The organism is Sandaracinus amylolyticus, assembly GCF_021631985.1.
Taxonomy (GTDB): Bacteria; Myxococcota_A; Polyangia; order Polyangiales; family Sandaracinaceae; genus Sandaracinus; species Sandaracinus amylolyticus_A.
The window spans coordinates 520,777-544,961 of record NZ_CP070225.1; the positions used below are offsets into that span (position 1 = coordinate 520,777).

Consider the following 24,185-nt stretch of genomic DNA (forward strand, 5'->3'; position numbering starts at 1 on the left):
AGCCGGATCGGGGCCCCCCACCCCGAACGCTGCGCGCGGGGCCCCACCCCCACTTGCTCGCGTTCGCGCAGGTTCCGATCCATCGACAGCCTCTCACTCGAATTCCAGACGCCATCGGAGGTCGCACCCGACGTTTCCGAACGACGTCGCGCTGCCCTGCGTGAAGTTGTCGTAGCTGCACTGGACGCCGGTGGTGTCGTCGAGCTGCACGTCGACGAGCGCGCGGAAGTCGCGCGCATCGCCCGCGCCCACGCCCGTCGTCGCGCTGAGGCGCACCCGATCGGCGATGCGCTTGCCCACCGAGATCTGGGGCTCGGTGCGCCCGCTCCGGAGCGAGTACCCGCTCGAGATCCGGAAGTCGTCGATCAGCGGCACCGCGCGCCGCACCTCACGATCCACGCCGGTGATCTGCGTGAGCGCCTCGAGCGCCGCGGTGCTCGTCACGTCGCCGGTCTGCAGCTGCTCGAACTCGCCGCGCGTCATGCCGACCGCGAGCAGCATGAGGATGTCCTCCTGCGGCAGATCGGGATCGCTGCTGGTCTGGATCTCGAACGAGCCCATCGAGCCCCGCGCGTCGAGCAGGATGCGCCACCGCGCCGCCGCGAGATCGCCGCTGCGCCGCACCTCGGTCACCGCGCCGAGCGTGAACGTGGGATCGATGCGGGTGTCGTCGTCGAACGAGAGCGAGCCGTTCCGCACGTCGAAGATCGCGTTGCGGAAGAAGATGCGCCCGCGCGTGAACTGCATGCTCCCGAGCACGCCGTAGCGCTGATCGGTGCCGACGATCCGGAACGCGCGCTGGGTGTCGTCGATCACCAGCTCGGCCTCGACGAGGTTGTTGCGCACCACGAACGGCTGCTCGTCGACGATGCGCAGATCGAGCGCGACGCGATCGGCGTCGGGATCGTAGCGCTGCACCTCCGCGCGCTGCGTGCGCGAGAGCTCGCCGAGCGTGGTGCCGAGATCGATGTTGCGCGTGAACGCGAGGCGCCCGACGCGCAGCTCGCCGCGCGCCGTCGGGAGGCGCTCGCCGCGCGTCCAGCCGACCTCGACGTCCGCCGCGAGCGCGAGATCCATCCCGTCTGCCGGCGCGAGCTCGAGCCCCTCGCCGTGCACCCGCACGTTCCAGCGAGAGAGCCGGCCGTCCGCGAGCTGCGCCTCGCCGTTGCCGCGGATCGTCCCGCCCGCGAGGTGCGCGCGCAGCTCGTCGATCTGGATGCTGCGCGCGCTGAACGTCACGTGCGCGTCGAGCCCCTCGACCGGCGTGGGCAGCGCCGCCGCGCGCAGCGAGCCGCCCTCGAGCCGCGCGTCACCGTAGATCTCGGGATCCGAGATCGGCCCGCTGATCGCGAGGCGCGCGACGATGTCTCCGTCGGCCTCGGTGACCGCGGGCGTGATGCGCGCGAGCAGCCCGAGATCGACGCGCGCGTCCATCTGCAGCGCGAGCCCTCCGTCGTCGCCGGGGACCGGCAGCGCGTACTGACCGCGCACCCGGATGCGCGAGTCGGGCCCGACGAGCCGCGCGCGATCGACGCTCGCCACGCCGTTCTTCAGCGAGAAGAGCAGGGGCCCGCGGTTCGTGAACGCGACGTCGCCGCGGGCGAGCTCGAGATCGCTCACCTCGAGGCGCCCGGCGAGCGTCGAGAGATCGCGCAGCCCGCCGTCCTCGAGCACCAGCTCCGCGCTCACCTTCCCGCGCGACGCCGGCGCGCCGGGCGAGGGCACCGGCATGAACGCGGCGAGCTCGAGCCCGTCGAGCGCGATGCGACCGCGCAGCGGGTACTGCTGGGTCCGGCCCACCGCGAGATCGACCGTCATGCGTCCGTCGAGCGCGGTCCCGCAGATCACGAACGCGCTCGCGCGCGAGAGCCGCGGCTGGAGCCCGTCGACCGTGCGGAGCGGCGGATCGTTCGGCCAGTTCGCGCGCGCCAGGCCCATGCGCGCGAGCGGGCAGTCCTCGTGCTCCGGCGGCTGTCCTTCCCACGCGAGCGCGTCCTGGATCCACGCGTCGTCCTGATGGGTCTGGCGCACGTACGCGCGCGCATCGCCGATCGCGCGCCCCGCGTACACGACGTTGGTCAGCCCCACGTCGAGATCGATGCGCATCGCGTCGGGCGTGCCGCCCACCTGCGCGGTCGCGGTCGCGATCCCGTCGAGCCCCGGGAACCGATCGCCGATGCCCTCGAGCTCGCGCAGCGCGAGCGCATCGGCGGCCGCGGTCATGCGCAGGGCGCCGCCGACGGCCATCGTGCCCTGCAGCGAGACAGTGCCCTCGCCCTTGTGGAGGCTCGCGTGATCGATCAGCAGCTCGGCGCCGCTGATCCCGCGTGACCAGTCGAGCCACCGGAAGCGTCCCTCGAGCGCGCCCCTCTCGAACTGATAGTCGTCGACCGACATGTCCGAGAGCGCGAGGCGCATCCCGACGTCGAGCGTCCCGCTCGGCGAGTCGCCGGGATAGCCGTTCGTGTAGTCGATCTCCGCTTCGCCGTGCGCGACGCCCTGGTACGGCGTGAAGCGCTCGTCCGCTTCGAACCCGAACACGTGATAGAAGTCCGCGAGCTCCATCCGCTCGAGCGCGAGCCGCCCCGACATGCGGAACGCGTTGCGGTGGAAGTCGAGATAGACGTCGTTCGCCGCGTAGCGGCTGTCGTCCTTCACCGCGACGATGTGCGGGAACGTGACGCCCATGCCGTCGGAGTCGAGCACCGCGTCGCTGTCGACGTCGCCGAGGCGGAACGAGTCGAACACGAAGTCCTGGATGCGCACGTGCCCGGTCACGCGCGGCGCCTGGTAGAAGCCGTCGATCTCGCAGGTCGCGGTGCCGATGCCGGCGAGCTGGAAGCGCGTGAGCGGCGAGACGTCGCGCAGGTCCGCGGGATCGGCCCGCGCGCTCACGCGGAGCTCGTTGCGGAAGCCGAGCAGCACGTCGGCGTAGAGCCGGCTGTGCGGGAGATCGGCGACGAGATCGGTGAACCGGATCGCGTCGTTGCGGATCGACCACTCACCGCGGAAGTGCCCGCGCGGGATGGCGATCACCGTGCGCAGCGGGCGCTCGTGGTACGCGTTCGCGCTGACCGTGAAGTCGTGGGTGCGCAGATCGACGGGCCCCGAGAGATCGAGGTCGCGCAGCGATCCGCGCAGCACCATCGAGCCCTCGAAGATCCACTCGACGATCGAATTCTGCGACACCGAGAGCTGATCCATCAGGTGCGCGAACGAGAACGCGTGGAGCTCCGCGGTCACGTCGAGCGGCAGCTCCTCGGTGAGGCCCAGCGTGCCGCCGAGCGTGAGCGTCCCGCCGCCTCCGACGACCTGCACCTCGCCGCTCGTGATGCGCACTTCGCGAGGCGTCGCCTCGAACTCGATCTGCGCGACGTCGCCGATGCCGAACTCGGTGATGCGCCCGTGATCGAGCCGCACGCTGCCGGTCGCGCGCTGTCCGTGCGCGCCGTCGTGCGAGAGACGCGCGCGGATCGCGGCGTGGCCCCACATCGCGGGGAGCGTGATCGGCAGGCCGAGCGTCGCGAGGTGCTCGAGCTCGTAGTCGACCGCGATCTGGCCCACGTAGCCGCGCGCGCCCTCGGTGCGCGGATCGGGCGGCGGGAGCGGCACGTAGCCCTCGCCGATCTCCGCGTGCAGCGGGCCGAGCGCGAGCGCGAGCTGCTGCACACGCAGCGCGTCGGACGCGATCTCGACGTGACCCTCGAGCCGCTCGAGCGCGTGCTCCGTGCCCTCGCGCGTGATCGATCCCGTGCCCTCGACGACGGTCACGTCGATCACGCCGCCGCGCTCACCGCGCACCGTGATCTCGTCGACGTGCAGCGCGCCGCTCGCGATGGGATCCGCGTCGACCGTGAGCGACGCCTCGCGGATCACCAGCTCGCCGAAGGGCAGGGTCATCTCGCCGCCGCCACCCCCGCCCTCGATGCGCGGCAGGTTGCGGAGCTGTCCGTCGCGGATGACGAGGTGCACGCTCGCGCCGTCGAGCTCGATCGCGTCGAGGTCGACCTGCCCGCGCAGCAGCGCACCCACCGAGGGCCGCACCGCGATGCGCGACGCGTCGGCCACGCGCCCGTACACCGGGTCCGCGAGCGAGACGTCGCGCGCGACGATCGCGAAGGGCGAGAGCTGGAGCTGCACCGGCCCCAGCGACGCGCTCATCCCGAGCTCCTGGCGGATCGTGTCGATCAGCAGGGCGCGGAGCCGCGTGTGCGCTTCGGACGAGCGAATCGTGAGCGCGGCCGAGACCGGGATCCCGATCGCGAAGACCGCGAGGACCACCGCCCACTTGCGCCACCGGCGAAACGCGATCCCACGGCCCACGCGATTGATCCCGGAAGGACCGTCGAGGCTAGCACGAGGTCCTCTCGTGGCGCGCGTAACCGGCACGAGATGTGCGACGCGTGCGCGCGCCTCTCTCTTCACCCGCGATGTGCGCGACGGCTCGCGGGAGCGTGCGCGAGGGACTACACACCGTGCGATGGACCCGAACGCGCTGCTCGCCGGCCGCACGCGCGAGACGAAGATCCGACGCGACGCCCGCGGCCGATGGTTCGACGGAGCGGACCCGATCGATCACGTGCTCCTGACGCAGGCGTTCGACGCGTGGATCGACCGCGCCGACGACGGTCGCTACTGCCTCAAGAACGACATCAACTGGGCGTACGTCACGATCGAGGGCGCGCCGATCTTCGTGCGCACGATCGAGCGCGAGGGCGACGTCGTGTGGCTGCAGCTCTCCGACGGGCGTCGCGAGCCGCTCGATCCCTCGACGCTGCGCGAGGATCGCGAGGGCGCGCTCCACGCGCAGGTGCGCGGCGGCACGCTCGCCGCGCGCTTCGACGTGCACGCGGCGATGCAGCTCGAGCCGCTGATCGCCGAGGACGAGCGCGGCGCGCACCTCGTGATCGCCGAGCGCGTGGTGCGGCCGCCGGTGGTCGACGACCCGATCGCCTGGCCGCTCTGAGGGCGGGCTAGAGGAAGCTCTCGATCGCGTCGACCGCGATCGCGCTCGACCACTCGCGCGGTCCGTCCACCCGCAGTCGGATCACGCCGTCGCGATCGATCACCCAGGTCTCGGGGTAGAGCCGCGTCCCGAAGCGATCGCGCACGATCGCCTTGTCGGGGTCGAGCAGCACGGTGAGCGGCGAGGTCGGCGCGACGACGGTCGAGACCTGATCCCAGGTGCGATCGGTCGAGATGGTCACGAGCTCGACGTCGTCGCGCTCACCCACGATGCGCGCGAGCTCCTCGAGCGTCGGCATCTCCTCGACGCACGGCTGGCAGGTGATCGTCCAGAAGTTCAGGACGACGACCTTCCCGCGATGATCGGAGAGGCGCCACGCGCGCCCTTCGCGATCCTGCAGCGTGAAGTCGGGCGCGAGGCGATCGTTGCCGAGGTAGTGCTGATCGGTCTGCTCGCCGCGGGCCAGCGCCTCGAAGGCGTCGCTCCCGAGGATCGCGCGGAGCGGCGCTTCCCTGCGACGCACCTCTCCATCGGCGAGAGCGCTCGCGAACATGAACGCGAGCGGGGCTCCGACGAGGAGCACGGCGAGGCCGGCGAGGATCTCTGCGCGCCGCATGGGCAGCCGGACTGTGCGGTTTCCGGCGAGCAGGGGCAAGCCCGCTCTAATCGCTGACGAGCGGGCCGAAGAGGAACCACCCGCAGACGCCGACGACCAGGTCGTAGGCCCCGAGGATCCGCATCCACGCCAGCGTCTCCTCGAGCGGCTCGCCCGCGAGGATCCCGCGCGTCGCCACCACGCCCGCGAGCAGCGCCGGCGTCACCAGCGGGAACAGCACCACGCTCAGCATCAGATCGCGCGAGCGCGTCCGCACCGTCATCGCGCCGAAGAGCGTGCCCGTCAGCACGAACCCGAGCGATCCGAGCAGCAGCGTCGGGATCATCAGCGGCAGCGCGGGCACCAGATCGAGATGGAAGAGCACCGCGACCAGCGGCACCAGCATCAGCTCGATCGCGACGATGAACGCGAGGGTCCCCACCGCCTTGCCCGCGAAGATCGCGGGCCGCGGGATCGGCGCGAGGAGCAGCCCGCGCATCGCGTCGTTCTCGCGCTCGCGCCCCCAGGTGCGACCGATCGCGAGCACACCCGCGAACGCGATCGCGATCCACAGCACGCCCGGCGCGATGCGCCGCGCGATCACGTCGTCCACGTAGAACGAGAGCGACGTGAGCACGACGGTGAGCACCGCGAAGAGCCCGGTGCTCACCGTGATCTCGCGGGTGCGCAGCTCGATCCGCAGGTCCTTCCAGGCGAGCAGCGCCGCCGCGCGCAAGACGCTCACGCGCTCGCTCCTTCGCGCGCGACGAAGGGCTCGTCCTGCTCCACACGGCCGCGCGACAGCCGCACCCGCCGGTCGCCGATCGCCTCCGCGAGCGGTACGTCGTGCGTGACCAGCACGACGATCGCGCCGCGCGCGCGCTCGGCGCGGACCGCCGCGATCAGTCGATCGACCGACGCGGGATCGAGCCCGGTCGAGGGCTCGTCGAGCAGCAGCAGTCGAGGCTCGTGGACGAGCGCGCGCGCGAGCGCGATGCGCTGGAGCTGACCGCGCGAGTAGGTGCGCGTCGGTCGCTCTCCGAAGGGCCCGATCTCGAAGCGCTCGCGCAGCGCGGCGATGCGCCGATCGGCATCGCGCACGTCGTGCAGCTTCGCCGCGAGCGCGAGGCTCTCCGCGCCGGTGAGATCGGGATAGACCATCGCCGCATGCGCGAGCACGCCGATGGTCGCGCGCAGCACCTCGGCGCTCGCGAGCGCGTCGTGCGACCCGAAGCGCACGGTGCCGCGGGTCGGCCGCACTAGCAGCGAGAGGATGCCGAGCAGCGTGGTCTTGCCCGACCCGTTCGGCCCCTCGATGACGGTCACCGATCCGGCGCGCAGCGCGACGTCCACACCCGCCAGCGCGCGGGTCGGCCCGAAGGTCTTCACCAGCCCGCGCGCGTCCACGCGCTCGAAGTCGATCGCCACGCGGGCCGGAGCTTAGCAGCCCGCGGATCGAAGCCGTGACGAACGAGCAAGCCCGGCTGGGGCCCCGCGCGCAGCGTTCGGGGTAGGGGGACCCGATCCGGCTCCGCCGGTCGGGGGGAGGGGTCTTCCAAGACCCTTCCCGCGAGCTACAGCAATGCCGTCGCGATCCTTGCGAACGCGGGCGCAGCGACGGTCCCGCCGGTGTAGCCCTCGTCGACCGTGTCGACGCCCACGACGATCACGAAGCGCGGCGCCTCGAGCGGCGCGACCCCGGCGAACGCCGCGTACGACGCACCATCGTCGAGCCTCGCCGTCCCGGTCTTGCCCGCCACGCGATGCCCGGCGACGAGCGCGCCGTGTCCGGTGCCGTCCTCGCGCACGATCGACGCCTCGAGCAGCGCGACCATCGTCGCCGACGTCGCCTCGCTCAGCACGCGCTCGCCGGGGGACGGCGCTTCGCCCTCGCGCCACGGCGCGTGGTACGTGCCTCCGTTCACGATCGCCGCGAACGCTGCCGCGACCTCGAGCGGCGTCGGCGCGAGGCCCGCTCCGATCGCGACGGGGATCGTCTCTTCCACGTCGGCGCGAGCCGCCTCGGGCACCCGATGATCGAGGTGCAGCCGCGCCATCCCCTCGAGCCAGGCCTCGCGTCCCACGCGCTCGAGCACGCGCGCAGTGCCGATGTTCGACGAGAACGCGACCACGTCCTCGAGCGACATCACGCCGTGCGGCGATGCGTCGCGCATGCGCAGCGCCCCGAACGTCGCGGCGCCCTCGCCGCCGTCGAACGCGTCCTCGGTGGTGATCGCCCCGCGATCGAGCGCGATCGCGATGGTGAACGTCTTGCCCACCGAGCCGTGCGGCACGGCATCGCGCTCGGGGATCGCGGGATCGACCGACTCGCCGCGCCGTCCGTTCATCGCGATCACCCGTCCGGTCGCGGGATCGAGGACGACGATCGACATCGCGCGGGTCGTGGGCTCCGCGAACGCGCGCGCGAGCTCGAGGTCGATCACCTCGCGCGCTCGCGCGTCGAGCGACGTGCCGGGCGCTGGCGTCGTCGCGGTCGTGTCGGTGGGGGCCGGAGCTGCGTGCGCGCACGAGGAGAGCGCGACGAGGAGCATTGCGTATCGAGTCATGAGGCGCGCGCGCAGAACAATGCTCGTGCCGGCGCGCCGGCACCCGCATCTTCGCGTCCTCTCGTGCAGAGCCGCGTCCCCTCGGCAACGCGTGCGCGTCGCGCGGGACACGCCGCGATCAGAAGAGGTCGGTCACGATCGCGTCGAGCGCGAGCCACGACGTGTGGGGCACCCGCATCCGCGCGCCCTCGATCACCAGCTCGCCGCGCGCCACGCGCCGCTCGAGCGCCCGCTCGCGCCCGACCCGCGCATCGACTCCGGTGCGCGCGCGCAGCGCGTCGAGGTCCACACCTTCGCGCGTCCGCAGCCCGAGCATCAGCGCCTCGCGCACCCGATCGTCGGCGCTCAGCGTCTCTTCCCACGACTCCACGCGCGCGAGCTCGCCGCTGCCCTCGAGGTACTTCGCCGGCAGCGCCTCGTCGCGCCAGCGCCGCCCTCCACCGCGTCCGTCGCCGAGACATCCCACCGCGCCCGCGCCGAGCCCGACGTAGTCACCGCCGCGCCAGTAGTGCAGGTTGTGGCGCGCCTCCTGGCCCGGCCGCGCGTAGTTCGACACCTCGTAGTGCTCGAGCCCGCGCGACGCGAACATCGACTCCGCCGCGAGGAACGTCTCCGCGTAGTCGTCGTCGGGCGCGACCGGCAGGCGTCCCTTCTTGTGCAGCTCGCCGAACTGCGTGCCCGGCTCGATCGTCAGCGCGTACGCCGACACGTGATCGACGCCGGTCTCGAGCACGCGATCGAGCTCTGCCTCGAAGTCGTGCGCCTTCTGTCCGGGCATCCCGAACATCAGATCCGCGCTCACCCGCGTGATCTCGCGACGCGCCTCGCGCACCGCGGTGAGCGCCATCGGCGCGTCGTGCAGGCGTCCGAGGAACTTCAGCCGCGACTCGTCGAGCGACTGCACGCCGATCGAGATCCGGTTCACCCCCGCCTCGCGCAGCGACGCGGCGCGCGCCTGATCGAGCGAGGTCGGATTGCACTCGACCGTCACCTCGAGGTCCGCCTCGCGCGCGCCGAACGCGCCGTGGATCCCGGCGAGCACGCGCCCGAGCGCGCGCGGATCCCAGAGCGACGGAGTCCCGCCGCCCACGAAGATCGACACCAGCGTGCGCCCCTCGAGCTGCCCGCGACGCGCCTCGAGCTCGCGCAGCACCGCGTCCGCGTAGGCCTCGTGCGGCACGTCGTCGCGTGCGGTGCCGTACGAGTTGAAGTCGCAGTACGGGCACTTCTTGAGGCACCACGGGAAGTGCACGTAGACGCTGGTCGCGGTCATCGAGGGCCGCGGATCGTGGGGCTCGGCCCGCGCAAGTCAACGTGGACGCAGCAACCGGCCGTCCACGACCACGTTCACGTCGCCGACCACGTTCACGCCGACGAGGTCGACGTGGTCGTGAACGTGAACGGCGACGTGGTCGTGATCGGCCTTCTTCTCCGGTCAGGCCTGCTTGATCAGCGACACCTCGATCACGATCGAGATCTCGTCACCGACCAGCACACCGCCCGCCTCGAGCGCCGAGTTCCACGTCATCCCGAACTCCGAGCGACGCACCTTCGCGCGCGCCGACGCACCGATGCGGCGGTTGCCCCAGGGATCCGTGTGCTCCGCCGTCACGTCGTCGACGGTCAGCGTCACCTCGCGCGTCGTGCCGCGGATCGTCAGGTCACCGACGACCTCGTAGCCGTCGCCCGCGCGGCGCACGCGCTTCGACTCGAAGGTCATGCTCGGGTGCTTCTCCGCGTCGAAGAAGTCCGCGCTGCGCAGGTGCCCGTCGCGCTTCTCCTCGCGCGTGTTGATCGACGCCACGTCGATCGTCGCGCTCACCTTCGACGCCTCGGGCTTCGAGGGATCGAAGACCACCTCGCCGGAGACCTTCTGGAACTCGCCGCGCACGTTCGTGATCATCATGTGGCGCACGCTGAAGCCGACGCTCGAGTGCGAGGCGTCGAGGGTCCAGCGGCTGGGCTGCGAGGCGGTCTGGGGGGCTGCGGTCGTCATGGCTCGTCCTTCTTTCCTTCGTCTTTCGTCGACGACACCAACATGGACCGTTGCTCCAGCACGCACTAGAGTCGTTCTCGCGAACGCATCGTTCGCCGGATTCGAACAATGGATCTCCACCGCGTCGCCATCTTCGTGAAGGTCGTCGACGAGCGCGGCTTCACCGCCGCCGCGCGTGCGCTCGATCTCCCGAAGTCCTCGGTGAGCCGCGCGGTCGCGCTCCTCGAGCAGGAGCTCGGCGCGCGCCTGCTCCGCCGCTCCACCCGCACCGTCGCGCTCACCGAGGCCGGCGCCGCGTTCTACGAGCGCGCCTCGCGCGGCCTCGCCGCCATCGCCGAGGCCCGCGAGGTCGTGGTCGATCTCGAGGCCACGCTGAGCGGTCCGATCCGCGTCACCACCGCGGTCGACGCCGGCGTGTGGCTGCTCGCGCCGATCATCGGTGCGTTCATCGCGCAGCACCCCGACGTGCTCGTCGACGTCGTGCTCACCGGGCGCGTCGTCGACCTGGTCGAGGAGGGCATCGACCTCGCGCTGCGCGCCGGTCCGATCCGCGACGACACCCTGGTCGCGCGCCGTCTCCCGGCCGTCGACTTCGCGCTCGTCGCGTCGCGCGCGTACCTCGATGCGCACGGCGCGCCGAAGCGCGTCGCCGACCTCGCGCGCCACCGCTGCGTGCTCTTCCGCGGCGTGCACGGCCGCGCGACGTGGACCCTCGAAGGCCCGCGCGGCGAGGAGAGCCTCGAGGTGCGCGGCGCGGTCAACGCCGACGACTTCACCTTCGCGCACCACGCGGTCGCTGCGGGCGCCGGCATCGGCCTGCTGCCTGCGTTCGTCGGCATCACCGGCGGCGACGTCGTGCGCGTCCTGCCGAAGCACAGCGCGCCCGGCGCGCCGTTCCACCTCGTCTACCCGAGCGCGCGTTACGTCCCGCGCCGCGTCGCGATGTTCCGCGACTTCCTGCTCGACACGATCGCGCGCACGACCTCACTCGCGACGGCGCGCCGGTGACCCGCGCGCCTTGACGACCCGGCCCCGCGGCGCGTAAACGGCGCCCGCGATGGCGCTCCAAGACCTCGTACGCTGGCTGATCCCTCGCGAGCAGCACTTCTTCGAGTTCCTCGAGCGGCAGGCCGCCGCCGCGCACAAGGGCGCACGCGCGCTCGGCGAATTCGCGAACGGCAAACGCATCGAGGACGTGCAGTCCGCCGTGCAGATCTGCGAGCACGAGGGCGACAAGGTCGTCCACGAGCTCGAGGAAGCGCTGGGCCGCACCTTCGTCACCCCGATCGATCGCGAGGACCTCCAGCACCTCTCGTCGGAGCTCGACGACGTGCTCGATCTCACGAACAGCGCCGCGCGCGCGTGCCTGCTCTTCGGCGTCTCGAAGCCCACCGAGCCGATGAAGAAGCTCATCGCGCTGCTCATCCAGTGCACCGAGATCCTCGAGGGCGCGCTGCCGCGGCTCGGCAAGCACGACTACGGCGCGCTGATGACCGCGAGCCGCGCGATCCGCCAGCTCGAGAAGGACGCCGATCGCATCTTCCGCCAGGAGCTCTCGCGCCTCTTCCACGACGAAGGCGTCGACGCGAAGGAGATCCTCCGCGAGAAGGAAGTGCTCGAGGATCTCGAGCACGCCGTCGATCGCTGCGAGCGCGTCGCGCACACGCTCGCGAACCTGGCCGTGAAGCATGGTTAGTCTGCTGATCGCGGTCGTCGTCGCGGCCGTCGTCTTCGACTACATCAACGGCTTCCACGACGCAGCGAACGCGATCGCGACGGTCGTCTCCACCGGCGTGCTGCCGCTGCGCACCGCCGTGATCATCGCCGCGATCTTCAACTTCGTCGGCGCGATCACCGGCACCGCGGTCGCCACCACGATCGCGACCGGGTTCGCCGATGCCCAGATCGTCGATCAGACGGTCGTGCTCTGCGCGCTGCTCGGCGCGTCGGCGTGGAACCTGATCACGTGGTGGTACGGCATCCCCTCGTCGAGCTCGCACGCGCTGATCGGCGGGCTCGCGGGCGCGGTGGTCGCGCACGCGGGCGTCGCCGCGTTCCACTGGGAGACGCTCGGCAAGAAGGTGCTCCTGCCGCTCGTCGTCTCGCCCACGCTGGGGTTCGTCGCGGCGTTCTTCCTGATGATCGCGCTGCTCTGGATCGTGCGCCGCGCGAGACCGGGCACGGTGCACCGCGCCTCGCGCCGGATGCAGCTCCTGAGCGCGTGCATGATGGCGTTCTCCCACGGCTCGAACGACGCGCAGAAGGCGATGGGCATCATCACGCTCGCGCTGGTCGCGTTCGCCGCGAACGGCGGCACCGGCGTGCCCGAGTGGATGATGCCGGTGGGCGACACTGCGGCGGACATGGAAGTGCCCCGCTGGGTGATCTACACGTGCGCGAGCGCGATCGCGCTCGGCACCGCCGCGGGTGGGCGCCGCATCATCAAGACGATGGGCACCAAGATCATCCGCATCTCGCCGCTCCAGGGCTTCGCGGCGGAGACCGCGGGCGCGGCGACGATCCTCGTCGCGAGCCACGCCGGCGTGCCGGTGTCGACCACCCACGTGATCAACGCGTGCATCATGGGCGTCGGCGCGAGCAACCGGATCAGCGCGGTGCGCTGGGGCGTCGCGACGAACATCGTGATCGCGTGGGTGCTCACGCTGCCGCTGAGCGCGGCGATCGCGTTCGTGCTCGAGCTCGTGATCTCGCCGCTGCTGTAGTTGGCGGGAGGGGTCTTGGAAGACCCCTCCCCCCGACCGGCAGAGCCGGATCGGGGCCCCCCCACCCCAAACGCTGCGCGCGGGGCCCCAGCCCCGCTTGCTCGTGCTCGGCGCGCGTGGGGATGTCCGAGCGACGCTCATCGCGCGGGGCCCCAGCCCCGCTTGCTCGTGCTCGGCGCGCCTGGGGCCTTCTGAGCGACGCTCATCGCGCGGGGCCCCAGCCCCGCTTGCTCGTGCTCGGCGCGCCTGGGGCCTTCTGAGCGACGCTCATCGCGGCGGCTGATCAGCTCTCCGAGGTACGGGTCCCGAACAGCTCGTCGAAGCGCGCGAACGCCTCGGCGACCTCGGGATCTCCGTCGGCCACGGCGCGCGCGATCTTGCGGGCCTTGAACAAGAGGCGCATCGCCTCGTCGCCGGCGCGCATGCGCTGATCGCGCAGCGGCGCGAGCTTCGCGAGCAGCTTCGTCTCGAGCGCGGTCTCCTTCGCGCGCGCCTGCGCCGCGCGGCGTCCGCTCGCCGCGAGCGCCGCGGGCGTGACCCCGGGCACCTTCACTTTCTTCGCGACCGCGCGCCAGCCGCTCTCGAACGTCTCGATCATCTCGTCGAGATCCTCGCCGGGCTTCAGCATCCGCGCCTTCTCGTCGCTCGAGAGACGCGCCGCGGCCTCGGACTTGCGCGCCGTGCGCTTCGAATTCGTCTTCTTCGCGCTCTTCTTCGTCGATTTCTTGGTCGCCATCGCCGTTTTCTGCCTCCCCGATTCGCGATTCTGCCCAGAAATCGCGCACATCGGCGATGTCCCCGGCTGAGGTACAGGATCGAGCCTCCACGACCCTCGCTCCGAGCCTCCGCGACCCTCGCCCCGAGCCTCCGCGACCCTCGCCCCGAGCCTCGCGGACCCTCGCCCCGAGCCTCGCGCTGGCTCACCCGCCGACCGCTCGACCCCACCGAGCCACGCGCGAGACCCGTGCTCGTGCACCTGCTCGGCCCGCGTGCTCGTCCACGTGCCACTGCGCGTGCTCGATCAGATGTGCGCCGATCGAACCTCGCGCCCACGATCTCGACCTCGATGCCGTGACCACCGAGCAGATCGTCGTCGTCGAGCCAGACCGCCGCGCGCGACACCCCCTGCTCGTGCTCGGCTCTTGTTGCGCTCTCACCCGGCGGGCACCCTGGATCTCATGCGCTGTCGTCTCGCTTGCTTCGCCGTCGCGCTCCTCACCGCCTGCAGCAGCAGTCAGCTCTCCGAGCCCGACGCGTCCACGTTCGACGCGGGCGTCGATGCCGCTTCCCTTGCCGTCGACGCGGGCAACGATGCGCCCACCGTCGACGCGAGCACACCCGTCGACACCGGCCCGCAGGGCGCCGACATCGGCGAGGCCTGCGCCGACGACGACGCGTGCCGCTACCCGGACGAGCTCGGTGACGAGCTCCCCGAGTGCCTCGGAGGCCCGACGCCGTTCAACAACGGCAACGCGTGGACGAACGGCTACTGCGTGACCCCGTGCGCGCTCCCGCCGGCGATCGTCGACGGTGCTGCGCTCGAGCAGAGCGACTGCCCCGACGGCGCGCTCTGCGTCCCGTTCCGCGACGAGTACGGCCTCTGCCTCCGCGGCTGCGAGTCCGACGACGACTGCCGCACCGAGGAGGGCTACTACTGCCGTCGCGCGTTCGGCGGCGGGATCAACGAGGACCCGTCCACGTCGAACGGGGTCTGCATGGCGTCGCACTGCCAGTCGCGCGGCTGCCCGGGAAGCGCGGTCTGCGCCTGCTGACGCCTCTCCCGTCCGCGTGCTCCGCACGCTCCCGTGCGGGCCCTGCGCCAGCGAGCACTCCAGCTGGACTGACGCGCGTCCACTCACAGCGCGCGGCGTGTCCCCTTGTCGCCGGGGCACCCCCCGAGCAACAACCCACCCATGCTCGACCTCCTCGCGCTCCGCGCGCCGGGCTCGCTGCCCGCGCTCCCTCCCGCCCCGCTCGGCTTCGGTCGTGTCCTCGGTCCGTTCGCGCTGGTCGCGGATCACGACCCCGAGCGCGGCTTCCACGGGGCGCGCATCGTGCGGCGCGAGGAGGCGACGACGGTCGCGTCGGCGGCGAGCGTGCAGTACGCGCTCTCGGTGTTCGAGGGGCTCAAGGCGCTGCGCGGGCCGAGCGGTGCGCTGCATCTCTGGCGCCCCGAGCCCCACGCGCGCCGCTTCGCGAAGAGCAGCGAGCGCCTCACGATGCCGGTGCTGCCGGAGGCCGCGTTCCTCGACGCGTGCCGTGCGATCGTGAAGGCGCACGAGGGCTGGGTGCCCGCGCACGGCAAGGGCTCGCTCTACCTGCGCCCGACGCTCTACGCGACCGAGGAGTTCCTCGGCGTGCGTCCCTCGCGCACGCACCAGCTCGCGATCGTCGTGAGCGCGGTCGACGCGTTCTACAGCACGCCGCTGCGGCTCTGGGCGGAGACCGAGCACGTGCGCGCGGCGCCCGGTGGGCTCGGCGACGCGAAGACCGGCGCGAACTACGCGGCGTCGCTGCACGCGGCGGAGCGGGCGAAGAAGCGCGGCTTCGATCAGGTGCTGTGGCTCGACGCGCACGATCACGATCGGCTCGCCGAGGCGGGCACGATGAACGTGTTCGTGGTGATCGACGGAGTGGTGCGCACGCCCGAGCTCGACGGGACGATCCTGCCGGGCGTGACGCGCGATGCGTGCCTCGCGCTGCTGCGCTCGCGCGGCGTGAAGTGCGAGGAGGCGCCGATCTCGCTGCGCGAGGTGCACGAGGCGGCGAAGCGCGGCGCGCTCACCGAGGCGTTCGGCACCGGCACCGCGGCGATCGTCGCGCCGATCGCGGCGATCGGGAGCGCGGCGGGGACGATCGAGCTGCGCGCGCCGGGCGAGGTCGCGACGACGCTGCGCGCGGGCCTCGAGGCGATCCAGCAGGGCGTGGCGGACGATCCGTTCGGCTGGCGCGTGCCGGTGTGATGCGATGCGCGGCGCGCTCGTGATGATCGCCATCGTCGCGAGCGCGTGCTCCAGCGCGCCGAGCGAGCCGGAGTGTGCGGCGCCCGGTGGCTGGGTCGCGTCGCTGGAGATCGATCACGCGCCGGGCGCGCTGACGACGCCCGGGCCGATCACGTCGGACGAGGCGCGACCGATGTCGCCCGAGGTCGCGTTCGAGGTGCGCGGCACGCCCGAGGTGCGCGACGGCGTGGTGACGCTGCGCAGCGCGCTGGTGAACCGCAGCGCCAGCGCGCAGCAGGTCGACGTGCTGACCGGCGGGGTGCCCGGGCTCTCGTCGAACCCGCTCGCGATCCGGCCGCTGCCCGAGCCCGCGTGGCGCGTGGGGCGCGAGCCGTCGACGATGCAGGCGCCCGAGGTGTACCCGTCACCCGCGCGCTGGGTGCTCGCGCCGGGCGCGGAGGTCCGGCTCGTCGCGCGGTACTGCCTCGCGCGTCACGAGCTCGCGTCGGGGACGCGCGTGCGATTCGAGCGCTCGTTCGAGGCGTGGCACGAGCCGAAGCCGCGCGGTGACTTCGAGATCGTGGTGCCCTAGGGAGCGACGCGTCGTGGTGTGATCGAGGCCCTATGTCGTCGTCGTCACCGGGGGGGCGACGATGAACGAGGCACCTACGATCTTCCATCGCGACGACGTGCTCTGCGTCGCGGCGTGGCGCGACGTGATGCTCGAGCTGTGGTCGGGCGAGGGGACGATCGAGCACTTCCGCGTGGTGCGCGCGAGCTCGCGGCGCATCGTCGATCGCGCGCAGGGCAGTCGGGTGTGCTTGGTGTCGAGCGTGCAGGTGCCGGCGCTCCGCGCGGTGCCGCAGGACGTGCGGAACGAGATGGTCGCGCGCGATCGCGAGATGGCGCCGCACCTGATCGCGGCGGCGCTCGTGGTGTCGAGCAAGGGGTTCGTCGCGTCGATCGTGCGCAGCATGCTCGCGGGGCTGCAGATGACGTCCCAGACGCGCGCGCCGTCGCGGGTGTTCGAGGACGAGCTCAGCGCGCTCGCGTGGCTGGCGCCGCACGTGTCGTCGATCGGCACGCGCGCGTGCACGCCGGGCGATCTGCGCAGCGCCATGGCGGAGGCGCGTGGTGCTCCGCCCACGCGCGCGCTCCACGTGTTGTGATCGTCCGTCTGGGCAAGCGGGTTGGGGACCCGCGCGCAGCTGGGGGTCGACAGGGGGGCGCGCAGCCCCCCGGGGAACTCAGTCCCAGCGGTTCGTCATCGCGTCGAGCGACACGCGGTGCCACACGAACACGCCGCCGTCGCGGTAGTGATCGTGCTGCTCGCCCGCGCACATCACGTAGCCCTGCAGCGGGTCGCAGTGCGGTGCGCCGAAGAGGTGCCCCGTCTCGTGCACGAGGATGATCTGCGCGCGCTCGCGCGAGAGATCGAAGTCGAAGAGCCCGCTCACCTGCACGTCGAGCCAGCCGCACGCCGCGCCGCCGCCCATCTCCTGGGTGAGGCCGACCAGCATGTCGAAGCCGTGGTGATCGGGATCGGTGCGTCCCGGGCGGCTCTCGTCGACGTCCCAGTCGCGCGTGAGGCCGAGCTGCGCGCGCGCGTACGCGCCGACCTGCTCGCAGAACCCGCCGCCCGCTTCGTTCGCGGTGAGCCCGGGCAGCACGTGGAAGAGCTGCCGCACGTTCATCATCTCGTCGAACCCGCCGGGGAACGACTGGTAGGTGCCTCCGCCCGCGGGATCGAACACCTCGGTCGCGCGGGTGAACGCCTCGTGCAGGAAGACCTCGGGCGCGCGCGTCTCGCCGAGGCGCTGGAAGTACATCGGGTCGTACACCACCGCGACGAACATCGCGTCGCTCGTCGCGATCGAGAGCGCGCTGCCGGTGAATTCGGTGTCCGCCGCGCCGTTCACGTCGACGCGCGGGATCGTGTAGTCGCCGCGTCCGAGCGCGAAGCGATCACCGCGCGCCGCGTCGTGGAGGAAGGGTCCGACCTCGAGCGTCGCATCGACGCGGGCACGTGCGGCGAGATCGATCTCGACGGTGCCGAGCGGGACGTCGGTGAAGTCCGCGAAGCGCGCGCTGGTGACGTGCGGGATCAGCGTGACGCGCCCCGCGACGTCGCCGTGGTTCTCGACCGTGAGGACCACGCGGAGCGTGTCGCCCTTCGCCGGCGCGCCACCTGCGGCGTTGGTGATCGCGATCGCGACGACGTCGGGGCGCAGCTCGTCCACGAGCTCACCGCCGGCATCGGGCTCGATGGCCGCGTCGTCGGTGGATGGCGTCGCGGCGTCCCGTGGCGCGGCGTCGGTCGTGGGCACCGCGGCATCGCGGGTCTCGGGATCGGTGAGCCGTCCCTCGCATCCGATGACGAGCGCGGTGATCAGGGACGCGACGAGCGTGACGCGAGCGCGGCCGTGCGGCGTGGTGGCATCCATCGGATGCCGAGTGGCGCGCGGGCGGGCGATCGGGTCACCGCCGACCCGACGAGCAGTGCTCGGGCGACGACCAGGAGCTCGCGAGCTCCGATCGTTCCCACGTCGGCTCTATGGAGGTGGCGTGCGGACACGATGAAGCTGCACATCGCGATGAGCGCGGCCCGGGACGTCGACCGTGCGGCGCGCGAAGCCGTGCACGAGGCGCTGCGCGACGCGCGCTCCCCCTCGTTCGCGCTCGCGTTCTGCACCGATGCCTACGATCCCGACGCGCTCGCGCGCGCAGTGACCCACGAGCTCGGCGAGGTTCCGTGGGCGGGGTGCTGCAGCGCCGGTGTGTTCGCGGGGACGACGCTGGTGCGGCAGGGCGTGGTCGTGGGGGTGCTCGAGGGCGACGACGCGACGTACTCGGTCGGCGTCGGTGGGCCGGTCAGCGCCGATCCGCGCGCGGCGGGGGCCACGGCGATGCGGGAGGCGCTCGCGGCATCGCGTCCCGGCGCGGCGGCACGCCACGGTCGCGTGCACCACGGGTTCCTGCTCTTCCCGGATGCGCTCACCGGGAACGCGGCCGAGGTGATCCGCGGGGCGGTGCAGGAGTCGGGCGCGGGCGCGGCCTGGGCGGGCGGCGGAGCCGGCGACAACCTCCGGTTCGTGCGCACCGCGCAGTTCGCGGGTGGTCGCGCGTGGCACGACGCCGTCGTCGCGGTCGCGATCGAGAGCGCGCAGCCCATCGCGGTCGGGAGCCGTCACGGATGGCGTCCGTACGGACCGCCCACGACGGTCACCAGCGCGCACGACGTGACGGTCGTCGAGCTCGAGTACCAGCGCGCGTTCGAGATCTACCGGCGCACCGCCGCGGACAATGGCGACGAGGTCGACGAGCAGCGCTTCGCGGCGTTCGCGATGACGCACCCGCTCGGGATCCCGCAGGCCGATGGCGATCACGTGATCCGCGATCCGCTCGAGGTCGGTCCCGATGGCAGCCTGCGCTGCGTCGGCGAGGTGCCCGAGGGCGCGATGGTCCGCGTGATGCACGGTGATCGCCACGATCTGTTGGTCGCCGCGCGTGAGGCGGCGGTCGCTGCGCGTGGCGAGCACCGGCCGCCGGCGGGCGTGCTGGTGTTCGATTGCGTGTCGCGCGCACTGATCCTCGGGAGCGCGATGGAGCGCGAGCTCGAAGCGATCCAGGAGGGCATCGGGCTCGGGATCCCGATGATGGGCTGCCTCACGCTGGGCGAGGTCGGTGCGCTCGGAACGACGGCGCCCCAGTTCCAGAACAAGACGGCGGTCGTGATGGCGCTGCCGCGAGCGGGCGCATGAGCCTCGATCAACGCACCATCGAAGTGGGCCGGAGCGGGTGCGACGCCGGGGCGCGCGGCGAGGAGGGCCTCGCGCTCGCGAGCGTGCTGCAGGAGCTCACGGGCGCTGCGCTGGAGCTCTTCGATCCGAGCTGCTCGGCGGACTCGTTCCTCGATCGCCTCGTGGAGCGGCTGGGGTGCTACGCGGCCCTGCTCTTCGAGATGGGGGCCGCCGGTCGTCCCGAGCTCGCCGGCGCGAGCGGGATCGGCGCGGCCTCGCGCGCGCTTCCGGTCTCCGACGACGTGTCCGCGGCGATCGCAGTCGGGCGGAGCGAGCCGAAGCTGCCGTACGTCGAGCTCGCGCGGCCCGATCTCCTCGCGTGGCGCTTTCCGATCGACGTCGCGCGCCTGGGCGATCGTGCGTGCCTGCTCGTCTACTTCGATCGCGCCGCGAGCCTCCCGCTGCAGTACCGCGGGATGGTCGACCGGCTCTGCCGCATCCTCTCGACCGTGCTCGCGCACCGCGATCTCTTCGCGCGGACGATCGCGAGCGAGCGGCGGCTCGACGAGCGCACGGCGCTGCTCGAGCGCATCGGCGACGCGTCGAACGTCGGCATCGTCGTCTTCGATCCCGCCGGCGAGCTGCTCTTCTCGAACCAGCGGCTCCTCGAGATGTGGGGGCTCGACGCGTCGATCGTGCGCCCCTCGCGCGACGGCGTCGTGCAGGCGATCGCGGCGCAGCTGCTCGATCCCGAGGTGCTGCTGAAGTCGGTGCGCGAGAACGAGCGCAACGTCGAGTCCGAGATCCGCCTCGAGCTGCGGCTGCACGACGGGCGCGTGATCGACGTGCGCTGCGTGCCGGTGCGGGGCAGCGGCGGCGTGTACTACGGGCGCGGCGTCTACTTCGTCGACGTCAGCGAGCGGAAGCGCGCCGAGGCAGAGCGCGAGCGGCTGCTCGAGACCGAGCGCGCCGCGCGCGAGGCCGCGGAGGACGCGATCCGCGCGCGCGACGAGTTCCTGTCGGTGGCGTCGCACGAGCTGCGCACGCCGCTGACCTCGATGCAGCTCGTGGTGCAGTCGCTGCGATCGGCGCGCGAGCGCGGGGTCGAGATGCCGCCCGAGCGCGCGCTGCAGCTGCTCGAGAACGTCGAGCGTCAGACGCGGAGGCTCGGTCACCTCGTCGACGAGCTGCTCGACGTCTCGCGCATCCAGGCCGGTCGCCTGCAGCTCGAGCGAGAGCGCGTGGATCTCGTCACGGTGTGCCGGGACGTGATCGCGCGCTTCGGCGAGGAGTGCGCGCGCTCGGGGTCGACCATCGCGCTGCACGCGCGCGATCCGGTGCTGGGGCAGTGGGATCGGTCGCGGCTCGATCAGGTGGTCACGAACCTGCTCTCGAACGCGCTGAAATTCGGGCGCGGACGGCCGATCGACGTGACCGTCGATCGCACCGGCGACGAGACCTCGGCGCGGCTCGACGTGCAGGATCGCGGCCTGGGGATCCCGCGCGAGCGGATGGGGCGGCTGTTCCAGCGCTTCGAGCGCGCGGTGTCGTCGCGGCACTACGGCGGGCTGGGGCTCGGCCTCTACATCGCGCGCTACATCGTCGAGATGCACGGCGGGCACATCGGCATCTCGAGCGAGCCGGGCGTCGGGTCGACGGTGACGGTCGTGCTGCCGCTCGTCGACGAGACGATCACTCGAGCGTGAACGAGTCGAGGTAGCGCTGTGCCCACTCGGGCTCGTTGCCCGAGGGCGCGTAGACGCCGACGTTGTAGATGCGTGCGCCGCGCGTGACGATGCGGCCCGCGCCGACCATGCCCGAGCCATCGGTGGCGGCGCATCGGAAGCGCGCCTCGGTCGAGGTCACGCTCGACTCGGTGATCGTCCCCGGAAGCGCGGCGACCGAGTCGCGCATCGCGGCCTCGGGGGTGCGCGGGAGGATGCCGTCGACGTAGATCGCCGAGAGCTGATTGCCGTCGATCACGCCGTGGAAGCCGCGGAGGAACGGCTGTGCGCTGCGATCGAAGAGCGGGTCCATCCGCGCCGGTGCGTCGATCGAGAAGCCGCCTTCGCGGTGGCGGATGCGGGTCGCGCCGAGGCGCGAGCCCTGCGTGAACGACGCGAGCATCGGCCCGGCGAGCGCGGGATCGCCGATGGCAGTGAGCAGGAGGAGCTCGTCGCCGCGGGGGACGAGCGCGTCGGTCTCGTTGCCGTCGGCACCGAGGCCGGAGAAGAGATGGCCTCCATCGCGCCACGGCGTGTCGGTCGTGAGCTGGAGCCAGCCGGAGGCGCGCAGCTGCGCGATCGGATCGGGCGAGGTGCGCGGCATGAGCGTGACCCGGACGATGCCGCGCGGCGTCTCGGCGAGGATCACGCGCGTCGTGCGCTCGGCGTTCGTGAAGGCGCGGGGCAGCGCGGGCATGGCCATCGCCCAGCCGTCGTGCGGCTCGTTGATCCAGATCCAGCCGTCGGGGAGCAGCCATCCCTCGGGCAGCTCGTCCGAAGGGGTCTCTTCGGTGCGCGCGACGCGCGGCTCGCTCACCGGCTCCTCGGCTCCGCTGCAGGCGGCGACGAGCGCGCCGAGCATGATCGCGGCGATGCGCGCTCGAGGAAGATCGATCCAGGCCACGTCGCAGGTACGCGCCCTGCGCGACGAGCTTCCCGAGACGGTTGAGCTTCCGGAGGCGGTTGAGCTTCCGGAGGCGGTTGAGCTTCCGGAGGCGGTTGAGCTTCCGGAGGCGGTTGAGCTTCCGGAGGCGGTTAAGCGCGAAGGCCGGTCAGCGATGCGCTGGCCGGCCTTCGTTCACTGCCTCTTATCGAGGTTCACTGCCTCTTATCGAGGTTCACTGCCTCTTATCGAGGTTCACTGCCTCTTATCGAGGTTCACTGCCTCTTATCGAGGTTCACTGCCTCTTATCGAGGTTCACTGCCTCTTATCGAGGTTCACTGCCTCTTATCGATCGAGAGCGGGACAAGGGATTCGAACCCTCGACTTCAACCTTGGCAAGGTTGCACTCTACCACTGAGTTAGTCCCGCGAGGGACGCCCTATCTAGCTCTCCCCCCCGGGAGCGTCAAGGACGTTTTCGTCATTCGTAGCGGACTCCTTCGGCGGGGAGCAGACGCGCCGCCCACCAGCTCGGGAGCAGCGTCGCGACGAGGCAGATCCCGAGCGCGATCAGCACCGTCGTCCCGAACTCCGACATGCTCGTTCGCACCGGCACGTGATCGATCAGGTACACGTGCGGATCGAGCGGGAACCGATAGCTCTCGAGCCAGAACGAGACGCCTCCGCCGAGCGCGAGCCCGATCAGCGTGCCCACGAGCCCGATGATCAGCCCCTGCACCAGGAAGACGACGAGCACGTGCAGGTCGTGCGCGCCCATCGCCTTGAGGATCGCGATCTCCCGCTTCTTCTCGAGCACGATCATGATCAGCGTCGCGATCACGTTGAACGCGGCGATGAAGATGATCGTCGCGATCACCAGGCTCAGCATCACCTTCTGGATCTCGAGCGCGGTGAAGAGGTTGTGGTTGAGCTCCTGCCAGTCGAGCGTGTGGTAGGGCCCGCCGCCCAGCACGCGCTCGAGGCGGCGCGAGATCGCCGGTGCCTGCTCGAGGTCGTGCAGTCGGATCTCGACGCCGGTGACGCTGTCGCCGTGATCGAAGAACGCCTGTGCCTCGTAGAGATCGGCGTACACGAGGCGCGAGTCGTACTCCTGGAAGCCCGCCTCGAAGATGCCGATCACCCGGAACTCGCGGGAGCGCGGGGTGCGCGCCTCGGCATGGAACATCGAGGTGTCGAGCCCGGAGAGCGGGCTGATCACGCTCACCCGATCACCGACGTGCAGGTCGAGCGTGCGCGCGAGCGTGGCGCCGACGACCACGCCGGGCAGTGACTCGGTCGGCGTGACCTGGGCCTCGGTGTCTTCGAAGAGCACGTCCTCGACCGGCCCTTCGCTGGGCGCGGTGTCGGTCCCTTCGAGCGCGGCCTCGGCCTCCTCGGGCGTCGGCACCCGCACCACCGGGAGCTCGTCGAGCGGCTCGTCGTCCTCGGGCGTCTCTTCCTCGTGGCTCGGCGCGGGCGTGCTCGCCGCGGACTCGGTCGCGCGCGCCGCGTCCTCGGGCGAGCTCCCGTCCTCGATGCGCTGGAGGAACGCGTCGAGATCGAGGCCCTCGGTGCGCGCGCCCTCTTCGTCGTCGGGGCGGCGCGGTGGCGCGGCGCCCTCGCGACGCAGCCCTTCGAGCGACCCGTCGACGAGCTGCGTGGGAAGGTCGAGCACCGTGGGCATCGCCACCGGATCGACGCCCTTCACCAGCACGCCCGCGATGCGATCGCCGCGCGCGAGCATCATCTCGTTGATGACGAAGGGCGCGGCGCCCGCGACCTCCGGCATCTCCATCGCGCGCGCCATCACGTCCTCGTACTCCTCGAAGTCGAGGCCGTACTTCATGACGAGCACGTGCGCGTTGACGCCGAGCACCTTGTTGCGGAACTCGACCTGGAAGCCGCTGGTGATCGACATCACCACGAGCAGCGCCGCGACGCCGAGCGCGACGCCCGAGACCGCGATGAAGGTGATGACCGAGACGGTCTTCTTCTTCTTCGACCGCAGGTAACGCAGGCCGATCGTGAGGGCGTAGTCCATGCGGTGCGG

General features: G+C 71.7%; 21 protein-coding genes and 1 tRNA gene. 10 read left to right on the forward strand and 12 right to left on the reverse strand.

The features are described 5' to 3' along the window. Positions 1-93 precede the first annotated feature (93 nt). A complete protein-coding gene (locus tag I5071_RS02115; RefSeq protein ID WP_236520193.1) occupies positions 94-4,323 on the reverse strand; it encodes a translocation/assembly module TamB domain-containing protein in 4,230 nt (1,409 codons plus the stop codon). A 157-nt stretch (positions 4,324-4,480) separates the two neighbouring features. Between I5071_RS02115 and I5071_RS02120 the strand changes: the two genes are divergently transcribed. Continuing rightward, a complete protein-coding gene (locus I5071_RS02120) occupies positions 4,481-4,966 on the forward strand; it encodes a hypothetical protein (protein WP_236520194.1) in 486 nt (161 codons plus the stop codon). 7 nt (positions 4,967-4,973) lie between these two features. On the opposite strand, the gene I5071_RS02125 is transcribed toward I5071_RS02120, so the two are convergent. The 6 genes from I5071_RS02125 to I5071_RS02150 form a co-directional block, all read right to left on the reverse strand. Continuing rightward, the gene (locus I5071_RS02125) at positions 4,974-5,582 is read right to left on the reverse strand and encodes a TlpA family protein disulfide reductase (protein WP_236520195.1); all 609 of its coding nucleotides are present in this window, start codon (positions 5,580-5,582) and stop codon (positions 4,974-4,976) included. 46 nt (positions 5,583-5,628) lie between these two features. Beyond that, positions 5,629-6,306: a heme exporter protein CcmB gene (locus I5071_RS02130; RefSeq protein WP_236520196.1), complete on the reverse strand. Its 678-nt coding sequence runs from the start codon at positions 6,304-6,306 to the stop codon at positions 5,629-5,631. Further along, positions 6,303-6,989 carry an ABC transporter ATP-binding protein gene (locus I5071_RS02135; RefSeq protein ID WP_236520197.1) on the reverse strand — a complete coding sequence of 229 codons (687 nt, stop codon included), beginning with the start codon at positions 6,987-6,989 and terminating at the stop codon, positions 6,303-6,305. Before I5071_RS02135 ends, I5071_RS02130 begins: the two co-directional genes overlap by 4 nt. A gap of 146 nt (positions 6,990-7,135) precedes the next feature. Further along, positions 7,136-8,128: a penicillin-binding transpeptidase domain-containing protein gene (locus I5071_RS02140; RefSeq protein WP_236520198.1), complete on the reverse strand. Its 993-nt coding sequence runs from the start codon at positions 8,126-8,128 to the stop codon at positions 7,136-7,138. Positions 8,129-8,246: 118 nt separating this feature from the next. Then, on the reverse strand, positions 8,247-9,401 hold the full coding sequence (hemW, locus tag I5071_RS02145) for a radical SAM family heme chaperone HemW (RefSeq protein ID WP_236520199.1): 1,155 nt from the start codon (positions 9,399-9,401) through the stop codon (positions 8,247-8,249). A 162-nt stretch (positions 9,402-9,563) separates the two neighbouring features. Then, entirely contained in the window at positions 9,564-10,124 is a 561-nt protein-coding gene (locus tag I5071_RS02150; protein WP_236520200.1) for a YceI family protein, read from the reverse strand. A gap of 108 nt (positions 10,125-10,232) precedes the next feature. Here I5071_RS02150 and I5071_RS02155 point away from each other — a divergent pair, with 108 nt between their 5' ends. Genes I5071_RS02155 through I5071_RS02165 form a run of 3 tightly spaced genes read left to right on the forward strand, consistent with a single transcriptional unit; the run spans position 10,233 to position 12,847 of the window. Further along, on the forward strand, positions 10,233-11,132 hold the full coding sequence (locus I5071_RS02155; RefSeq protein WP_236520201.1) for a LysR family transcriptional regulator: 900 nt from the start codon (positions 10,233-10,235) through the stop codon (positions 11,130-11,132). Positions 11,133-11,181: 49 nt separating this feature from the next. Beyond that, entirely contained in the window at positions 11,182-11,820 is a 639-nt protein-coding gene (locus tag I5071_RS02160; RefSeq protein WP_236520202.1) for a DUF47 domain-containing protein, read from the forward strand. Beyond that, positions 11,813-12,847: an inorganic phosphate transporter gene (locus I5071_RS02165; RefSeq protein WP_236520203.1), complete on the forward strand. Its 1,035-nt coding sequence runs from the start codon at positions 11,813-11,815 to the stop codon at positions 12,845-12,847. The genes I5071_RS02160 and I5071_RS02165 overlap by 8 nt, the downstream gene beginning before the upstream one ends. Before the next feature lie 283 nt (positions 12,848-13,130). On the opposite strand, the gene I5071_RS02170 is transcribed toward I5071_RS02165, so the two are convergent. Beyond that, a complete protein-coding gene (locus tag I5071_RS02170) occupies positions 13,131-13,583 on the reverse strand; it encodes a hypothetical protein (RefSeq protein ID WP_236520204.1) in 453 nt (150 codons plus the stop codon). A gap of 442 nt (positions 13,584-14,025) precedes the next feature. Here I5071_RS02170 and I5071_RS02175 point away from each other — a divergent pair, with 442 nt between their 5' ends. The 4 genes from I5071_RS02175 (at position 14,026) to I5071_RS02190 (ending at position 16,958) form a co-directional block, all read left to right on the forward strand. Then, positions 14,026-14,619, forward strand: coding sequence for a hypothetical protein (locus tag I5071_RS02175; protein ID WP_236520205.1), 594 nt, complete (start codon positions 14,026-14,028; stop codon positions 14,617-14,619). A 141-nt stretch (positions 14,620-14,760) separates the two neighbouring features. After that, a complete protein-coding gene (locus I5071_RS02180) occupies positions 14,761-15,810 on the forward strand; it encodes a branched-chain amino acid aminotransferase (RefSeq protein WP_236520206.1) in 1,050 nt (349 codons plus the stop codon). A 4-nt stretch (positions 15,811-15,814) separates the two neighbouring features. After that, complete coding sequence (locus I5071_RS02185) at positions 15,815-16,381, forward strand: hypothetical protein (RefSeq protein WP_236520207.1); 567 nt, start codon at positions 15,815-15,817, stop codon at positions 16,379-16,381. Positions 16,382-16,442: 61 nt separating this feature from the next. Further along, entirely contained in the window at positions 16,443-16,958 is a 516-nt protein-coding gene (locus I5071_RS02190) for a hypothetical protein (RefSeq protein WP_236520208.1), read from the forward strand. A gap of 78 nt (positions 16,959-17,036) precedes the next feature. Here the strand turns inward: I5071_RS02190 and I5071_RS02195 are convergent, their stop codons facing one another. Beyond that, complete coding sequence (locus I5071_RS02195) at positions 17,037-18,233, reverse strand: hypothetical protein (protein ID WP_236520209.1); 1,197 nt, start codon at positions 18,231-18,233, stop codon at positions 17,037-17,039. 132 nt (positions 18,234-18,365) lie between these two features. On the opposite strand from I5071_RS02195, the gene I5071_RS02200 reads away from it, so the two are divergent. Next, positions 18,366-19,550: an FIST signal transduction protein gene (locus I5071_RS02200; protein WP_236520210.1), complete on the forward strand. Its 1,185-nt coding sequence runs from the start codon at positions 18,366-18,368 to the stop codon at positions 19,548-19,550. Continuing rightward, positions 19,547-21,235, forward strand: a complete 1,689-nt coding sequence (locus I5071_RS02205) for a PAS domain-containing sensor histidine kinase (protein ID WP_236520211.1) — start codon at positions 19,547-19,549, stop codon at positions 21,233-21,235. The genes I5071_RS02200 and I5071_RS02205 overlap by 4 nt, the downstream gene beginning before the upstream one ends. Here the strand turns inward: I5071_RS02205 and I5071_RS02210 are convergent. The 3 genes from I5071_RS02210 to I5071_RS02220 all read right to left on the reverse strand — a co-directional run bounded on the left by I5071_RS02210 (position 21,222) and on the right by I5071_RS02220 (position 24,176). Next, positions 21,222-22,157, reverse strand: a complete 936-nt coding sequence (locus I5071_RS02210; protein WP_236520212.1) for a hypothetical protein — start codon at positions 22,155-22,157, stop codon at positions 21,222-21,224. The genes I5071_RS02205 and I5071_RS02210 overlap by 14 nt on opposite strands. A gap of 336 nt (positions 22,158-22,493) precedes the next feature. Next, positions 22,494-22,565, reverse strand: a tRNA-Gly gene (locus I5071_RS02215). A gap of 51 nt (positions 22,566-22,616) precedes the next feature. After that, positions 22,617-24,176 (reverse strand): ABC transporter permease, encoded by a 1,560-nt coding sequence (locus tag I5071_RS02220; protein ID WP_236520213.1) that lies wholly within the window; start codon positions 24,174-24,176, stop codon positions 22,617-22,619. Positions 24,177-24,185: the final 9 nt, after the last annotated feature.

Bases quoted from the DNA above. Each gene is read 5' to 3' on its own strand.
- I5071_RS02120 (WP_236520194.1), top strand. From the start codon at position 4,481: ATGGACCCGAACGCGCTGCTCGCCGGCCGCACGCGCGAGACGAAGATC.
- I5071_RS02125 (WP_236520195.1), bottom strand. From the start codon at position 5,582: ATGCGGCGCGCAGAGATCCTCGCCGGCCTCGCCGTGCTCCTCGTCGGA.
- I5071_RS02140 (WP_236520198.1), bottom strand. From the start codon at position 8,128: ATGACTCGATACGCAATGCTCCTCGTCGCGCTCTCCTCGTGCGCGCAC.
- hemW (WP_236520199.1), bottom strand. From the start codon at position 9,401: ATGACCGCGACCAGCGTCTACGTGCACTTCCCGTGGTGCCTCAAGAAG.
- I5071_RS02150 (WP_236520200.1), bottom strand. From the start codon at position 10,124: ATGACGACCGCAGCCCCCCAGACCGCCTCGCAGCCCAGCCGCTGGACC.
- I5071_RS02155 (WP_236520201.1), top strand. From the start codon at position 10,233: ATGGATCTCCACCGCGTCGCCATCTTCGTGAAGGTCGTCGACGAGCGC.
- I5071_RS02160 (WP_236520202.1), top strand. From the start codon at position 11,182: ATGGCGCTCCAAGACCTCGTACGCTGGCTGATCCCTCGCGAGCAGCAC.
- I5071_RS02165 (WP_236520203.1), top strand. From the start codon at position 11,813: ATGGTTAGTCTGCTGATCGCGGTCGTCGTCGCGGCCGTCGTCTTCGAC.
- I5071_RS02170 (WP_236520204.1), bottom strand. From the start codon at position 13,583: ATGGCGACCAAGAAATCGACGAAGAAGAGCGCGAAGAAGACGAATTCG.
- I5071_RS02175 (WP_236520205.1), top strand. From the start codon at position 14,026: ATGCGCTGTCGTCTCGCTTGCTTCGCCGTCGCGCTCCTCACCGCCTGC.
- I5071_RS02180 (WP_236520206.1), top strand. From the start codon at position 14,761: ATGCTCGACCTCCTCGCGCTCCGCGCGCCGGGCTCGCTGCCCGCGCTC.
- I5071_RS02185 (WP_236520207.1), top strand. From the start codon at position 15,815: ATGCGCGGCGCGCTCGTGATGATCGCCATCGTCGCGAGCGCGTGCTCC.
- I5071_RS02190 (WP_236520208.1), top strand. From the start codon at position 16,443: ATGAACGAGGCACCTACGATCTTCCATCGCGACGACGTGCTCTGCGTC.
- I5071_RS02195 (WP_236520209.1), bottom strand. From the start codon at position 18,233: ATGGATGCCACCACGCCGCACGGCCGCGCTCGCGTCACGCTCGTCGCG.
- I5071_RS02200 (WP_236520210.1), top strand. From the start codon at position 18,366: ATGAAGCTGCACATCGCGATGAGCGCGGCCCGGGACGTCGACCGTGCG.
- I5071_RS02205 (WP_236520211.1), top strand. From the start codon at position 19,547: ATGAGCCTCGATCAACGCACCATCGAAGTGGGCCGGAGCGGGTGCGAC.
- I5071_RS02220 (WP_236520213.1), bottom strand. From the start codon at position 24,176: ATGGACTACGCCCTCACGATCGGCCTGCGTTACCTGCGGTCGAAGAAG.